The organism is Arthrobacter sp. NtRootA1 (assembly GCF_019976975.1).
GTDB classification, from domain to species: domain Bacteria; phylum Actinomycetota; class Actinomycetes; order Actinomycetales; family Micrococcaceae; genus Arthrobacter; species Arthrobacter aromaticivorans.
Genome location: NZ_AP024630.1, coordinates 2,368,659 through 2,384,686, shown reverse-complemented (window position 1 = coordinate 2,384,686; position 16,028 = coordinate 2,368,659). Strand labels below are relative to the sequence as shown.

General features: G+C 63.2%; 11 protein-coding genes. 5 read left to right on the top strand and 6 right to left on the bottom strand.

Translation table 11 applies throughout. From position 1 onward, the window contains the following. Positions 1-342 precede the first annotated feature (342 nt). The 4 genes from LDN90_RS10670 to LDN90_RS10655 all read left to right on the top strand — a co-directional run bounded on the left by LDN90_RS10670 (position 343) and on the right by LDN90_RS10655 (position 4,836). Complete coding sequence (locus tag LDN90_RS10670) at positions 343-1,134, top strand: SDR family oxidoreductase (RefSeq protein WP_223949277.1); 792 nt, start codon at positions 343-345, stop codon at positions 1,132-1,134. A gap of 85 nt (positions 1,135-1,219) precedes the next feature. After that, entirely contained in the window at positions 1,220-2,617 is a 1,398-nt protein-coding gene (locus LDN90_RS10665) for an aromatic acid/H+ symport family MFS transporter (RefSeq protein ID WP_223949032.1), read from the top strand. A gap of 25 nt (positions 2,618-2,642) precedes the next feature. Further along, on the top strand, positions 2,643-3,407 hold the full coding sequence (locus LDN90_RS10660; RefSeq protein WP_216923416.1) for a glucose 1-dehydrogenase: 765 nt from the start codon (positions 2,643-2,645) through the stop codon (positions 3,405-3,407). A 457-nt stretch (positions 3,408-3,864) separates the two neighbouring features. Next, positions 3,865-4,836 (top strand): alpha/beta hydrolase, encoded by a 972-nt coding sequence (locus LDN90_RS10655; protein ID WP_223949031.1) that lies wholly within the window; start codon positions 3,865-3,867, stop codon positions 4,834-4,836. 675 nt (positions 4,837-5,511) lie between these two features. Here LDN90_RS10655 and LDN90_RS10650 read toward each other — a convergent pair. The 5 genes from LDN90_RS10650 to LDN90_RS10630 are packed head-to-tail and all read right to left on the bottom strand — an operon-like array spanning position 5,512 to position 12,903. Beyond that, complete coding sequence (locus tag LDN90_RS10650; protein ID WP_223949030.1) at positions 5,512-6,768, bottom strand: M20 family metallo-hydrolase; 1,257 nt, start codon at positions 6,766-6,768, stop codon at positions 5,512-5,514. Positions 6,769-6,776: 8 nt separating this feature from the next. Beyond that, positions 6,777-8,513, bottom strand: coding sequence for an amidohydrolase (locus tag LDN90_RS10645; protein ID WP_223949029.1), 1,737 nt, complete (start codon positions 8,511-8,513; stop codon positions 6,777-6,779). A gap of 8 nt (positions 8,514-8,521) precedes the next feature. After that, complete coding sequence (locus LDN90_RS10640) at positions 8,522-9,928, bottom strand: gamma-aminobutyraldehyde dehydrogenase (RefSeq protein ID WP_223949028.1); 1,407 nt, start codon at positions 9,926-9,928, stop codon at positions 8,522-8,524. Between the two features lie 12 nt (positions 9,929-9,940). Further along, complete coding sequence (locus LDN90_RS10635) at positions 9,941-11,572, bottom strand: thiamine pyrophosphate-dependent enzyme (RefSeq protein WP_223949027.1); 1,632 nt, start codon at positions 11,570-11,572, stop codon at positions 9,941-9,943. Beyond that, positions 11,569-12,903: an MFS transporter gene (locus LDN90_RS10630; RefSeq protein WP_223949026.1), complete on the bottom strand. Its 1,335-nt coding sequence runs from the start codon at positions 12,901-12,903 to the stop codon at positions 11,569-11,571. Before LDN90_RS10630 ends, LDN90_RS10635 begins: the two co-directional genes overlap by 4 nt. A gap of 136 nt (positions 12,904-13,039) precedes the next feature. On the opposite strand from LDN90_RS10630, the gene LDN90_RS10625 reads away from it, so the two are divergent. Further along, a complete protein-coding gene (locus tag LDN90_RS10625) occupies positions 13,040-14,251 on the top strand; it encodes a helix-turn-helix domain-containing protein (protein ID WP_223949025.1) in 1,212 nt (403 codons plus the stop codon). A gap of 55 nt (positions 14,252-14,306) precedes the next feature. Here the strand turns inward: LDN90_RS10625 and LDN90_RS10620 are convergent, their stop codons facing one another. Next, positions 14,307-16,004: an NAD(P)/FAD-dependent oxidoreductase gene (locus tag LDN90_RS10620; RefSeq protein WP_223949024.1), complete on the bottom strand. Its 1,698-nt coding sequence runs from the start codon at positions 16,002-16,004 to the stop codon at positions 14,307-14,309. Positions 16,005-16,028 lie beyond the last annotated feature (24 nt).

The window sequence follows — 16,028 nt, the reverse complement described above, 5'->3', positions numbered from 1 at the left end:
GCGGCAGCATCGTTGTCACCTCCAAGGTGGCCTCCATTGAAGGCCACACGCTGTTGGGAGCGTAGGGGCAGGTAAGGCCGCCCCGCTGTTCCGTGCACCAGCAAAAGCCTACATCCCCGGCGTCACCACCCTGATGGTCGACGGCGGTCGCCACGTCATCTCGGACCCCGACCGGCCGCCCGGTCGAAACCCTTCTATCACTTTCCTCCATTTAGACAGGACTGGAATTCAATGGAGACTTCCACCTCACTTCCAACATCCAGCGGCAATGGATACCCAGCCCTCGCGAGCCTCCACAAGTCCGCTCCAATCCCTCAACGACGACAGGAACTCTCTGTGCCGATGCACTCACTGGACCAGGGGGCCGTTGCGTCCGGCAGCCCCTTTGAACTCCGCGGCAAGCGCGCCGTGATCACCGGAGCAACCTCCGGCATGGGACTTGCAATCGCGCGAGCCTTTGCGTTGCACGGGGCAGACACCATCATCTCGAGCTTCGACCCCGCAGATGTTCGAAGCACGGTCGCGACGCTGGCCAGCGACGGTATCGAGGTCTCGGGGACAATATGCGACCTCTCAAGTCCGGATAACGTGCGCTCGTTCCCAGCCGCCGTCACCAACGAATTCGGGCCCATCGACATCCTGATTGCCCATGCCACGCCATTTGCGCCAATGGGCCCAATCGAACAAACTACCCGCGAAGAACTTGACCGCCTCTTCAGCGGCGTCCTCAACAACTTCGAGCTGATGCGCGGCTTCCTGCCGATGATGTCGAACAACGGCGGCGGTTCCATCGTCACCACTTCAAGCATTGCCTCAGTCCGCGCCAGCATTTCGCTCGGCGCATACGGCGCAGGCAAAGCGGCCACGGACGCCTTCGTACGAAGCATTGCCGCGGAGTGGGGCAGTCGCGGCATCCGAATCAACAGCATCGCCCCCTCGATCGTGCGCACACCATTCGCCGCTCCCGTCTGGGACGACGACGAACGCGGCGCCGTGGCAGCAGGTAAGACCGCCCTCGGGCGCATCGCAGAACCGGAAGAGGTTGTCGGTGCTGTCATGCTGTTCGCCTCGCCGGCCGGCTCCTACATCACCGGTCAAACACTCGTGATCGACGGCGGCCGTTCCATCCTCTAAGGGAACCGCAGTGCACCTCACCCACCAGTTAGACGTTCCCTCACACACATCTACAGGTTCAATGTTGATCCAAGAAAGGCCGATCGTGACTACCTCTGATCCAGCCTCGCCGATCGTGGCTACCGCTAATACAAATTCCGAGAAGAAGAACATTCAGGGCTTCCTCGACTCGCAACCCGTCGGAAGAAGACGCTGGGCTATCGTTGTCCTGGCGTTCCTGGTGATCACACTCGACGGCATCGACGTCCAGGCGTGGAGTTTCGTCTATCCGCAGATTGTGGCCAACTGGGGGACGCCGCTTCCCGCGATTACCGCAGTGGTTACCTTTGGTGTAGTGGGTATGGCCATTGGTGCGATTCTCGGCGGTCCCCTCGCCGACCGCTTCGGACGACGGACAATCATCTTGGTGGGGACCGCATGGTTCACAGTCTTCACGCTTCTCGGTGCCGCATCGCAGACTGTTGAGATGGTTGGCGCAGCCCGCTTGTTGGCCTGCCTGGGCCTCGGCGCCGTCCTGCCTACAATCGTCACTCTGGTCGCCGAGTTTATGCCGGCCGCGCGACGTTCCACTCTCATCACCATCGCCTTCTCCGGATTCACCTTCGGTGTGATCCTGTGCGGCTACTTGGCAGCTGCAATCGTTCCGACCCTCGGGTGGCAGGCGCTCCTGGTCACTGCCGGGATACTCTCGCTCGCGATCATCCCCGTCCTCGCGTGGAAGATTCCGGAGTCGCTTACCTTCCTGGCGCTCAAGGAACGCTCCCCCGAGACGGTCAAGCGCACTCTCCAGGCAATTTCGCCTTCCGCTGACGTTGAGAACATTGACCTCGGCATCGATCGCACCGAGCCTGTAAGGGCGGGCGGCGTCCGAGTCGTGCTCTCCAAGCAGTTCCTGGCTTCGAGCATCCTGCTATGGGTCTGCTATTTCATTGGACTTTCGGTTACCTACCTTCTCGTCAACTACTTGCCCCTAATTATCAAAGCCTACGGGCTGACCGCCGCTGACGCGGGGGTGATCGTCGCAATGTACGGCTGGGGCGGCACGGTCGGCTCGCTGCTCGTCGGTTTCGCCATGGGCAAGCTCGGCAGTTTCCGAGTGCTCGGTGTCATGTTTAGCCTCGGTTCCCTCTCAATCTGGGCTGTCGCGGCGTTCACACTCGGGTTGTCCGGCCTCTTGGTGGCCGCCTTCGCGTGGGGACTCTTCCTCCCAGCGACGAACACGGGCGTCAACGCGCTTGCCGCGCTTGTCTACCCAACAAGGGCCCGAGGTACGGGCGTTTCGTGGATGCACGGCTTCGGTCGCATCGGCACCATTGTCAGCGGCATTGTCGGCGGCGTCATGCTCACCTTCGGCTGGAGCACCGGGCAGATCTTCTTCGCAATCGGCTTCCCGCTCCTCATAGGAACGATCGCAATGATCCTGCTCGGGGTCGCGTCACGTCGCCGGGAGGCGCGCGCGCTGGCCGACAACACCCTCAACTAAATCGCGTCGATAAGGAAATTACACCATGAACGAGACAACCGATCGCTTCCGCCTTGACGGCGACGTCGTCGTCGTCACAGGCGGCGGGAGCGGCATCGGCAAAACGTTGGCCGCGGCATATGCCGGTGTCGGCGCGACCGTCATCATCACCGACGCCAACGAGGAAGCCGCCGAATCGGCCGCCGCCGAAGTCGGTCATGGCGCAACTGCGGTCGCTATCGATGTCACGAACGAGGCATCCGTAACCGACGGTTTCGCTCGGATCGCCGACGAGCACGGCAAACTCGACGTGCTCTTCAACAACGCCGGCGTCAACCGGCGCGTGAAGACCACTGAGCTCACCATGGCGGACTGGCAGTTGGTGATCGCGGTGAACATGACTGGATCGATGCTCGCCGCCCGAGCCGCCGCCGCGATTATGTTCACCGGTGGCGGTGGCAGGATCGTCAATACTGCCTCGGCGCTGGGGCTGTCTGGCGGGTGGTACCCGAACCTGGCTTACCAGGCCGCCAAGGGTGCTGTCGTGAACATGACGCGGTCGCTGGCGGTTGAATGGGGGCCGCAGAACGTCCGCGTCAACGCTATCGCGCCGTCCCTGGTGCGCACACCGTTCATCAAAGCACTAACGGATCAACCGGACCAGGTGAAGTTCTTCGAAGGACTCTCTCCGCTCGGGCGCATCGGTGATGTCGAGGACATGATCGGGCCCGTGATTTTCCTGTCATCGCGCGCCTCCGATTTTGTGACCGGACACATCCTGCTCGTCGACGGCGGCCTGATGGCCTCGTAGTGATGGTGGTCGTAGCGGGAAGGCCGATTCCCTCAGCGTTGGGCCGTCGAACATTACAGACAGAGCATCGGTACGATTGCGGCGTCTTCTTGAGGAGCGATATGACTAGGCTCGAAGACTTGTGTTGGAGGCATCACCCAGGTGCTCTTTTACAACATTGAGTTAGGACCCCCTGATAGGGACGGAACAACAATGCATGGCGACTCTGTCCTATGAAGTCTTGGTGCTGGAGGGCGCTCCGGACGCCAGGGAGCAGCGACTTGCCAGCGGCGAAGCGATAGTTTCCTCACCCTTGGCGATCACTTTTATTTCCGGGGCCCCTGCGAATGAACACAGGGTCCGTTTGGTACGGAGCAGTAGGACTTCTGAGCCGCAAGCGTTAGAACTAGTTTTTAAAAACTCCCTACATAGATTCCCCAATCCAACAATTGCACTGCTAATGACAAAGGAGTCAGCCATGTCCAATGGCCAGGACCAAACTCTTCGGTCGAAAACCGAGGACAAATACACGATCGAACGGGTCGGCTTTCGTGCCGACGGCAACGTTGAGCTTCGGGGCAACCTTTATATTCCCACCACTGGTGATGGCCCGTATCCGGCACTGACGTTGGGTATGGGGTATGGCGGGGTCAAGGAGCAGGGCGCCCTCCCCTATGCTGAAGCCTTTGCCAGCGCCGGTTTCGTTGTGCTCTTCCACGATCACCGAGGATTCGGGGAAAGCGGTGGAATACCCCGTCAGGACATCAATCCCTGGCGGCAAATCGAGGATTGGCGCAGGGCCATCACCTTCCTCGAATCGCGGCCGGAAGCGGATCCGGAACGGATCGGTCTGTGGGGCTCAAGCTATGCAGGGGGCCATGCCTTCGTCCTCGGCGCAACCGAACCCCGGCTGAAGGCGATCGTCTCGCAAGTGCCTACCATCAGCGGCTATCAGCAAGGACTCCGGCGGGTGACCCCGGAAAAACGGGCAGCATTGGAGGCCTCGTTCGCGGCCGATGACCAGGCACAACTCGCAGGCGAGGAACCGCACCGTATTGCCTTGGTCTCCGACGGGTCCGTCCCTGCCAGCTACACGGACCCGGAAGCCGTATCGTTCTACCTGCAGCCAATCCCTGACGGGCTCTGGGAGAACAACGTCACCGTACGCTCAACAAGAGCGGCCCGGGCATACGAGCCTGGGATCCATATCGAACGCGTCTCACCGACACCTCTTCTGATGATCGTGGGGGACAACGACCGGGTGACACCGACTGATCTGGCACTGCAGGCCTACCAGCGTGCCCTCCCACCCAAAGAGCTGCTGGTCTTCCCCGGAGGACACTTTGACGCCTACCTTGGCGAATTCGAAGCGACCTCCGGTGCAGCCCTGCAATGGTTCACCCGACACCTAATGCACGACAAGTCGAGCAAGGAGAACTGCTCGGCATGACTGAACGATCCGGACGCTACATTGGCTTGATCCGCTACAACCCGGTACAGGCTGTCTGTTGCGCCCGGAACCCTAGGTCTCAACCGTCAAGCTTTGTACACACTTAAACGCAAAACGCCTCTGACGAGGGGTTATGCCGTGCCCGAGGGGACTCGAACCGGACTCCAGCCCCGCCAATGCTGAGAACTCCCGCAAACGTCCCCAATCCGGCCCAGTCAGACCGATATAGGACCCGATCCGAAGCCCAAGGTCTGCACAGTGTGCACAGCTTTCTTTTGCCCATTTCGCTGCCCCGTTCGCCGACTCGGGCGACCGCACGGGGCTGGAGGTCATCATTGCCTGATCGAGCAAGAATCCGTGACGTTATCCTCTAGCACTCCGCATGCCGGCTTGTCCGCTACGGGAAAGACATCCCAGAGTAGCGACTGCACTAAGGCAACACGAGGATGAGCCGGCTCAAGCCAGTACGACAAATCGTCCGTTATCGGCGCATAAAGTACAGGAGCAGAAGGAGATGATTGTGGTTCCGTCCGTGGCAACCGTCAGGGGGAAAAATCGCGTAGAACAGGGCACGAGGACCTCGAGTAGCCGTCATGCTCCGTAGCTCCAGGACACCCGGAGGCTGCCCTTTGTGCATTTCCAGTACCATCTCACCAAGCTGCCTGGACTCTGCAGCTAGTCCTTCAACGCCCCGTCACACAGGCGGGCAACGACCTCGGTGAGCATGGTCAGCCCGGCGACGATGTCCTCATCCGTGGTGTATTCGTGCTCGTTGTGGGAGATGCCGTCAACGCTGGGCACGAACAACATGACCGTTGGAACGAGGTCCTTCATGTTGGTGGAATCGTGCCCGGCGAGGGTCATGACCTCCTTGTTGGACAACCCCAGATCGGCGGCGACCTTGGCTGCGAGTTCCACACCTTCGGGCTGGTAAGGCGTGACGGCCCAGGAGTGTGAGTGGTTCTTTTCCACCGAGACGTTGGCCAAGCGTTCAATCTCCGTGATGCGGGCGTGCAACAGTGCGTCGGCCTCGGCCAGGACCGCTTCATCGGCGCTGCGCAGGTCCAGGAGCAGGTTCACCCGGGACGGGACCACAACGGGCGAGTTCGGGTAGACGTTGAGCTGGCCCACCGAAGTGTGGAGCACACCGGAAAAGCGGTCGGCGATTTCGCGTGCCGCAACTACCATCATCGATGCCCCGAGCAGGGCGTCCTTGCGGTCCGCGATCACAGTGGAACCCGTATGTGCCTGCTCGCCGTGAACCACGAACTCGTATTTGTTCGCTGCCCAGTTGGAACTGACCAGCCCAATGGTGACGCCTTCGCGCTCCATGCTGCGGCCCTGCTCGATGTGGATCTCGGCGCAGTATGCAGCCTCCGGCCCCTCAAACGTTCCGCGGCAATCGATCGCGTCCAGAGCGTCACGGACAGTGATCCCGGCAGCGTCCTTGGTGTTAAGCGCATCCTCCAGGTCCAGCTTCCCCGTGTACACGGACGATCCCATCATGGACGGCTTGAAGCGACTGCCTTCCTCGTTGAACCAGTTGACGATGGCGAGGTTGAACTTGGGTGCCGTGGCGCCGGCTTCCCAGCGCGCTACCAGGCGGAACGCGGCGTGGGCAGCCGCGAGGACGCCATACGCGCCGTCGTAACGGCCCGCCGTCGGCTGTGAGTCCATGTGCGAACCGACCACCACGAAGGGCGCACCGGGCACGGCTTCGTAGAGGCCCCACTGGTTGCCGGCGTGGTCGAACTTCACCGTGAAGCCGTGCTCCTCCAGGAGGCCTGCGAGCCAGCGGCGCTGTTCGCCGTCGGGAATCGTTGCCGCTTGGCGGTCCACCCCGCCGTTCTCGGTGGCACCGAAGGCGCTCATGGTCCGGAAGTCCTGGACGAACGCGGTGTCCTGCGTGGTGAAACTTGTGGTTGTTGTCATGGTCTCCCCTATGAGCTCTCTGGCGCTGAAACACGGCCCGCTGAAACGGGGGCCGCGAACGGACTTTCCAGGGAAAGTGCCGCGTGGAAGTCGGTTGATTGGTAGGTGAAGCGGCCTCCGACGGCGGTGGCCAGGACGTGCAGTTCGCTGATGGCCGGTGCCGTCAACGGTGAGGCGGAAAGGACCGTAAAGTCAGCCAGTTTGCCCGGTTCCAGGGTGCCCTTCTCGCCCAGGGACCCTGTGGCTGCTGCGGCTCCGGACGTGTAGGCGGCGAGGGCCTGCTGCGGGGTGAGGCGTTCCGCGGGGTTTCCAAAGACAGCACCGGATTCCGTCCGGCGGTCCACGAACGCCTGCATGCCGCGAAGCACGTTCCCATCGGCGACGGGCCGGTCCGAGCTGCCTGCCACCACAACTCCGGCTTCGAGGAAACTGGCTGCCCGGTACGCCCATGGCAGGCGGTCGGGTCCGAGGGAGGCGGTCATGCCGTCCCCGCCGTCGCGGAAGAAACTGGCCTGCGGCGTCACCGCGATGCCGGATTCGGCGAGCTTGGCCAGCTGCTCCGGGCGTGTCATGGAGGCATGCTCGATCCTGTTGGGGACCCGGCGGGGCCCATACGCAGCCTGGCAATCCGTAATGATGTCCACGGCGAGGTCCACGGCCCGGTCGCCGATGGCGTGGGCGGCGATGGACCACCCGGCGGCGTAGGCGGCCTCGATGCTTTCCCGCAGCTGGGCTGGATCCGCTTGGAAGTAGCCCGTGTTGCCGCGGTTGTCCTTGTGGCCATGACTGCAGAACTCGTGGCTCACGGCTGCAGTTTCGCCCAAGAGCGAGCCATCGAGGAAAACCTTGGCCGGTCCCAGGGACAGGAACTCGTTCCCGAATCCGCTGGCGATACCAAGATCCAGTCCAGCTGGAGCGGCGCCGGGGCTGTCCGAGGAATGACCGCCAAGGCCATGCAGCACGTCCAGCACCGGCATCACCTGAGCCCGCGCGTGCAGCCGGCCGTTGGCGGCAGCGTTCTGGTAGGCAGCGAGCTCTGCCGGACTGTGACCGATCCACCCGCCGCCCACCCCGGCTTCGGTGAAACTCGTGATGCCCTCCGAGGCGTAGTACAGCGTGGCCCGTTCAAGGGCGGCCTCAATGTCAGACAACGAATACGGCAGGATCAGCTGCTGGATCAGTTCCTGGGCCGTCTCCTGGACAAGTCCCGTGGGACGTCCCGCTGCGTCGCGGACGATCGCTCCGCCGTCGGGATCCGGGAACGACGGCGACTCGGCACCTGCCATCCGCAGCGCGGCTGTGTTGACAATGGCCATGTGCCCGGAGTTGTGGCGCATGAACAGCGGCCGCTCCCCCGTGATGCGGTCCAGTTCTGCGATGTCCGGAAAGGACCCGCCGTGCTGTGTCTGGCTGAAACCGGTAGCGAAGAGCCATCCCTCGTCGTCAGCCCCGGCTTCAGAAACAGCGCCCCGAAGCAACTCGTAGAGTTCCTCCAGACCGCGAGCACAGGAGACGTCCAGTTCCGCCAGGCCCAGCCCGAACCAGGTGGTGTGGCAGTGGGCGTCGATGAAGCCGGGAGTGACGGTGGCGCCGCCAAGATCGAGTACCTGAACGGCATCCAAGCCGTCCACTTCGTCGTCCAGGCCCACGATGCGTCCCTGCCAGATGCCCAGCGAGCTGGCCACCGGGCGGGCCGGATCCATGGTGATGATGTCTGCGTTCCGCAGGAGGAGGTCGAGTTTCATGTCAGGTTCTAGCGGTGGGAAGTGGTAACGGACTTGATGCGCGTGTAGTCTTCGAGCCCGTAGACGGAGAGGTCCTTGCCGGTGCCCGAGTGCTTGAAGCCGCCGTGCGGTGCTTCAGCCGGGATCACTTGGTGGCAGTTGATCCACACGGCGCCGAAGTCGAGCTCGTTGGAAACGCGGGTCACCACGCCGTGGTTCTCGGACCACACACTGGAGGCGAGGGCGTACTTGGTGCCGTTGGCGAGCTCGATCGCTTCGTCCTCGCTGGCGAACGGCTGGACCGTCAGTACGGGACCGAAGATTTCGTCGCACACCACTTCGTCTGTTTGGAACACGCCGTCGATGACGGTCGGCTCAAAGTGGAAACCCGTTCCGGTGCGCTTGCCTCCGGACAGGACGCGGGCGTTGGCGGGCAGGCGGGACATGAAGCCCTCCACTCGCTCCAACTGGGCGGCACTGTTCAGCGGGCCAAGATCAGCCTCGTCGCCCCCAACCGTCAGAGCGGAGGCGGCCTCTGCCAGGGCCGCCGCGAACTCCGTGTGGATGTTCTGGTGGACCAGCACGCGGGTCACCGCGGTGCAGTCCTGACCGGCATTGAAGAAGGCAGCCAGGGCGATTTCGCCAGCGGTCCGCTGGATATCGACGTCGGCAAACACCACTGCGGGGGCCTTGCCTCCAAGCTCCAGGTGGACGTCCTTCAGGGTCTTGGCCGCAGCGGACATGACCTGCGCACCCGCACGGGTGGAACCGGTGATGGAGACCATCTCCGGGATGTCGTGGTCCACCATTGCTGCGCCAGCCTCGCGACCGCCGCAGACAATGTTAACTACGCCGGCCGGGTAGACCTGCTGGGCAAGTTCGCCCAGCACCACGGTGGACCAGGGGGTGGTGTCGGCCGGTTTCAGGACCAAGGTGTTCCCCGCGGCGAGGGCTGGTCCGATCTTCCAGATGGCCATCATGAACGGGTAGTTCCACGGCGTAATCTGGGCCACCACACCGATGGGCTCGCGCCGGATGGTGGACGAAAAACCTTCCAAGTACTCCGTCTGGGCAGTGCCGGAAACCACCCGGCACGCTCCGGCGAAGAAGCGCAACTGGTCGGCGCCACGCAGGATTTCCAGCTCTTTGGTAAGTGCGGCGGGTTTGCCGGTGCAGGCCACCTCGGCCTCTAGCAGACGGTCAACATTCGCCTCGATAAGGTCGGCCAACTGCAACAGCAGCGACTGGCGCGTCCCCGGCGTCGTGCGCTTGTAGCTCTTGAATGCTGTGGCAGCGGCCTGGCAAGCGGCGTCGACGGCGGCAGCGTCACTGTCCGGGGCGGTGCCGATTTGCTGGCCCGTGGCGGGGTCGAAGAACGGCAGGCTGGCCGCCGCGTCCACGGACTCGCCGTTGATGATGTTCTGAAGCTGAATCACAGGAGGCTCCGGTCAGTTCGTTGAAGTCTTGGGGGAACGCGTGGTGGGGTCCTGCGGCAGGTGCAACAAGGCCGGGAGGCCGGAGTCGACGGCGCGGCGGAACGCGGCTGCGAAGTCTTCCGTACGGTCCACACGCTCGCCGTAACCGCCGTAGGAACGGGCCAGTGCGGCGAAGTCCGGGTTGGTCATGTGCGTGCCGGAGGGCCGGTCCGGGTAATGCGCTTCCTGGTGCTCGCGGATGGTGGCGAAGATGCCGTTGTCCACCACCAGGACGATGAACGCGGCTCCGTAGCCCATGGCCGTGGCGATTTCCTGGCCGTTCATCATGAAGCAGCCATCGCCGGCCACGGAGATGACCTGGCGGCCCGGGTATGCCAGTGACGCGGCCACAGCTGCGGGAATCCCCATCCCCATGGCGCCGTTGCGCGGAGCGGCCAGGGAGTTGGCCGAGTTGTGGTCCAGATACCGGGCGGGCCACAGGGCGTGGTTCCCGGCGCCGAAGGTGAGGACGGCGTCGTCGGCCATTTCCTTCTTGAGGACCTCCATGGCGGCGCCCAAGTCGACGCCGATGCCGCCGTCGGGCCGGGGCGTGGAGAAGGTGAGCTGGTCGGCGCGGGCGCTGGCGAACCAACCTTCCTCGCGGTTGCCCACGGAGTCCGCGGCGTCCGTGGCGGGGAGGGACGCAGCGAACGCGGTGACATCCGCGATGATGTGCTGGTCCACCCGGCCGAAGTGGCCCAGGAGGTTGGCGTCGGCGTTGACCACGACGGTTTCGGCATTGAGTCCACGCTTGTAGCCATCGGAGAGGACGTCGCCGCGGACGCATCCGACAAAGACGATCAGATCGGCGTCGTCCAGGCGCTGGGCGTTCGCGTCGCTGCGGCCGTAACCGAGGAAGCCTGCGTAGGCGTCGCTGCGGTGCGGGACGGCGTCGTAGGCGCGGAAGTCGGCCAGTACCGGGATGCTGTGGCGGGTCGCCCAGGCGGCCAGCTGCTCGCCGGACTCCTGGGTCCAGCTTTCTCCGCCGACGACGATCAGGGGCTTGCGTGCCTTCTCCAGCTTTTGGTTCAGGTCTTCCATGTCCGCGACAGCCGGCCGGGTACGGGCAACCTTGCGGGGTTCCACGGTGGCGTCCTCGACGACGTGCACGAGGACGTCCTCCGGGAGGCCGATCACGACGGGGCCCGGTCGGCCGCTGAGGGCGGTGAAAATGGCGTCGTCCACAACGCGGGCTGCGGAAGCGGCGTCGTCGAGGGTCACTACTTTCTTGGCGGTGCTGCCGAACCAGGCGTTGATGTCGAATTCCTGGAACGACTCGCGGCCCCGGTCTGCCACCGGGATCAGGCCAACGAAGAGGAGCAGTGGCGTGGCGTCTTGGTGTGCGGTGTGGATGGCGATGAAGGCGTTGGCAGCCCCAGGCCCGCGGGTCACCATGGCGACGCCCGGCAGTTCGGTGAGGCGGCCCTCGGCCAGTGCCATGAATCCGGCACCGCCTTCCTGGCGTGCCACTACGTTGGTGATCGGCGAGCCGTGCAGTCCGTCGAGGACATCAAGGAAGCTCTCCCCCGGAACGGTGTAGACACGCCTGATGCCTGCCCGTTCCAGTTGGGAGACGATCAAGTGGCCCGCCGTGGTGGTGCTCAATGCTTCATTCCTTCTTCTTCGATGGACAGGCTTGGGAGGAACAGGCCGGAGAGCGCGGTCAGTGCGGAAACCACCAGCAGGATGATGGCGCCTGGCCAGAAGGAGTTGCCGTTAGCTGCTACCAGGGCAGTCGCAATCAAGGGCACGAAGCCGGAGATGACACCCGCAGTGTTTGAGGTGATGGCGACGCCGGTGTAGCGGACCTTCGTGGCGAACAGCGCGGTCAGGGCGGTGCCGGACACTGCATACGGGATTGAAAGGACCGCGACGCCGATCATCATGCCCAGGACCACCAGCACGGGGTCGCGGGAATCGATGGCCAGGAAGACCGGGACTGCTACGAGCGCGGACGCCACACCGCCCCAGAGAATAACCTTGCTGGCGCCGAACTTCTCGCCCAGGCGGCCTGCCCAGATGAGGGCACCAATCTCAAGGGCCGCAGCAAGCAGGGTGCCCAGGAGCAGGAGTTCGAACGGCATCTTCAGGACCTTGGTGCCGTAGAAGACCACGAAGCTGGTGATCAGGTAGAAGCCGCCGATACCGAGCAGCGCCGAGCACATGCCCACGAGGATCTGGCGCCAGCTGTTCCTTAGGACGCCGCGGATGGGAGCATGCTCTGTCTCGCCGGATTCCATGAGCGCTTCGAATTCGGGCGACTCGCTAAGACGGCTGCGGATCCACATAGAAATAGCGAGGAGCGGAATGGCGGCGATGAACGGGATGCGCCAACCCCAGGCCTCAAAGTTGCTCTGACCCACCAGGAACAGCATGCCGAAGAAGCCACCCGAGGAAAGGATGGTGCCGATCGGCGAACCGATCTGCGGCAGCGCCGCGTAGCGTGCCCGCTTCTCCACCGGAGCATTTTCGACGGCGATGATCACCGCGCCACTCCACTCGCCACCGACCGCGAGGCCCTGGACAATGCGCAGCGCCACCAGGAGGATAGGTGCGGCCAGGCCAATGGTCATGTAGTTGGGCAGCAGCCCGATAAGGCCGGTAACAACGCCGATGCCCACGATGGTGACCATGAGGATTTTCTTGCGGCCCACCTTGTCGCCCAGGGCGCCGAAGATGAAGCCACCGATCGGGCGGGCAACGAAGCCAACCGCAAGAGTGGCAAAGGACCCCATGGCCGCCACGAAGGGGTCCTGGGAAACGAAGAACTGTGCGTTGAATACCAGCGCAGCGGCTGTGGTGAAAAGGAAGAAGTCGTACCATTCCAGCGCAGTGCCCACGAGGGCAGCCAAGGCTACTTTCTTGGTGACGCTTTCATCGACGATGCGTGCTGCCGTGGGACTGGCGTCCGGGGCTCCGCTGACCGTGCTTGCCATAGTTGCTCCATGAGTGCGAACGGGACCGGGACGTTGGGGATGCCCGGGCGATTTGTGTGACTTGTTCCATAGTGCCAGTAGTTTTTCCCAAAATATCTAGCAATTCACCACGGAATCATTGGACTAGAATGTGTGAATGCACAATTTTGAAGCTCCTGGGCACGTAGATCGTTGGCCCGAGCTGGTTGATCAGCTCGAGGGCAGGCTGGACACTCTCGCGCAGGCCTTCACTACGCGGGTTCGCGAGATCCCCGAATACGGGGAAAGCCAGGTGACGGTCCTGGAAATCCAGGAGACCGCGAGGGAGACTTTCAGGCGCCTGATCCGCGGGCTACGGAACGGCACGTCGGACAGCCGGGACGGGCTCCTCGACTTCGCCTCCGACCTTGGATCCAAGCGCGCCAGGGCCGGCATTCCGCCAGAGTCCCTTACCTCTGCCGTTCGCCTGGACTTCAGCATTCTCTGGGCCGAGCTGCTGGAGATCGCGCACACCGAGGACGCCGCCCTGCTGGCCACCCGAGTGGACCAGGTTTGGAGCGTCGTGGACGAATTCGCCACCCGGACGCACACCAGCTACTTGACTGAGCGCGTCAGGATGGCCCAGGAAGAGTCCAGCATCCAACGAGAGTTCATTGCCCGCCTGTTCAACCAGAGCAGCCCCTCCCTGGAGACATCCTCCCAAGTAGCTTCGGCACTGGGCATCAACCCAGAGTCGCGCTTTGCGCTTGTGGCAGCAAGTGGCGAACCCGGCGCCCGGCTTCGCGCCGCAACGTCCCAGTTCGGATCTGGGCAGCACACCCGGCAGCGCTTGTTTCTGCACGAGTCCGGCGGCAACACCTATGTTTTCTGGGCTCTTCCGGCCATTCGGACGCGAGGTCCTGAATCCCGAGGCGACCTGCACGGCACTGAACCCGAAGGCCAGCAGCTGCCGCCCGGCGTCGTAGATGTCCCTTGTGGCTACGTGCCCGCAGTACTTGGCCTGCGCGCTCTCCCAGGGGCCGCCCGCACCGCCGAGAGCCTCGCCGCTTTGCTGCGACCCCGGGATTCCGGTCCGTTGTCAGCAGATTCCGCGTGGGCCCGGCTGGCCCAGCAAAACCTGCAGGACGCCGGCTTGGACCTCGCCGCGGAACTCGACGAAGCTTTGGCGGAGTGCCGGGGCGGCGAGCGCGAGCGCCTGCTGGAAACTGTCCGGAACTACCTGGTAACGGGCAATGTCACCGTTACCTCCGAGCAGCTGTTTTGCCATCGCAACACCATTCTCAACCGGCTCAATCGTTTCCAGGAGCTGACGGGAATTGATGTTTCGGTACCGTCAAAGGCTGCGAGACTTGTGGTCCTTTGGGCCTGAATGCGCGTCCTGTTGTTCATGGCAGGACGACCCGAGGCTTTGCCGGCCATTCCTCCTAGACGGGGATCGTGAATGATGTCGGCAATGCGGATGCTTCCGGCAGCACGACAGGAGCGAGTTCCGTGAACCTGTCTCCGGGGCCGGGATTCTCGGGGGTGCAGTGCCCGCCCAACTGGTCCATCACTGCCCATGTTGCGTTCAGAGCGGTAGTGACCGCGCCCTCGGCCCATCCTGCCGTCCAGGAGACGTCGTCTCCTGCCAGGTAGATGCCTTGGGCTTGTCCACCTTGGGCGTGTTCCATGAACTGGGTGTAGAGCCTGCGCTGGTAGCGGTAGTGCCCGGGGAGGTTGATTTTGAACGCTCCTGCGAAACCGGGTTCGTCTTCCCACGAGACCGTGAGCGGTTGGCCGACGATGTGGCTTCGGATATCTACGTCCGGGTAGATCTCGCCCAGAGTGCGCAGCATGACATCGGCGCGCTGCTGCGCAGTCAAGGGCAGCCATTTCAGTGCGTCATCGTTCCATGTGTAGGAGAGGCAGATCAGCGCTTGCTGGTCCGGGCCGTTGTCGAAAAGGTACGTCCCGCGGGTGACTCTGTCCGTCAAGGTTGTACTCATGACACGCCGTCCGGTGTCAGGGTCTGTGTCCAGCCAGAAGGGGCGGTCAACAACCACGAAGGTTTTGGAGGACTGCAGGTAGTGGATCCGGCGCATGGCCATCCACTGTTCCGGACTGAACAAGCTTTCGTCGGCCTGTATCTCCGTGGAGAGCAGCCATTTGTGGCAGGTGACAATGGCTGCCGCGTACTCCCGGGACCCTTCGGCGTCGGTGATCGTCACGGCCGGATCAGTAGGCCCCGCGGCCCGCCGTATGCTGGTGACCGCACCTCGGGGCATGCCTCCGTGGAGGGATGCAAGGCTCGTGCCTTCCGGCCAGTATTCCATTTTCTCGGATGTGTGGCTCCACAATCCGTCTGTGATCCCGCGGGCCCCGCCCAGAATTCGTCGCTGGTTGTTTTCGCATTCCATGTAGACCACGCGGAGGATCTCCAGGATGGCGTTGGGAAAGCTGACATCCCAACCACCGGAGCCAAAGCCAATTTGGCCGAATGCTTCGCGGTACTGGTAGGGCAGGGCGGAGAACGCTTTGGAACTTGCCAGATAGTTCGAGAACGACGTGTCATCAAGGACCGGGACCAGGCCCGCCCAGATCCGTTTGATGGTGGCGTAGTCCCGGTCTGCGATGGCCTGCTGCATGGCGGCATACTCGGCACGTTCTTCAAGGCATTGCTCCCACGCGTCAGCGACTTCCTGGAAGAACGGGGGCAGGGCCTCGCTGGCACTGGCGTAGAACTGTTGCCCGCCCAGTTCCACTACGGTGCTCGGTGATGCGGAGTCCAGCGGGTTCGGGAACGGAGCCGAACCCACACCTGCGAGGTCGGCGTAGTGCCAGAATGCGCGACTGGACACCGGGAAGCGCATGCCTCCCATGTCGGCGACGGGTGCATCCGCCCCAGGAAGCGTGGCCCCACGGAGCCTGCCCCCTATGGTGCCCGATTCGTAGATGACAGGCCGAAGTCCCATTTTCATCAGCTCAAGGGCAGCCACCAGGCCGGCAAGGCCCGCGCCGATCACGGCTACTTCGGTGCCGTGTGTTGATGGGGGGACGGATCCCAGTCCGGAAGGGTGCTGGAGGTATTCGTCATAGGGGAAGGGAAAGTCGGGGGTCAGCATCGTGACAGGCTGGGGTTTCATGATGATTCCTGGTGGGTCTAAAGG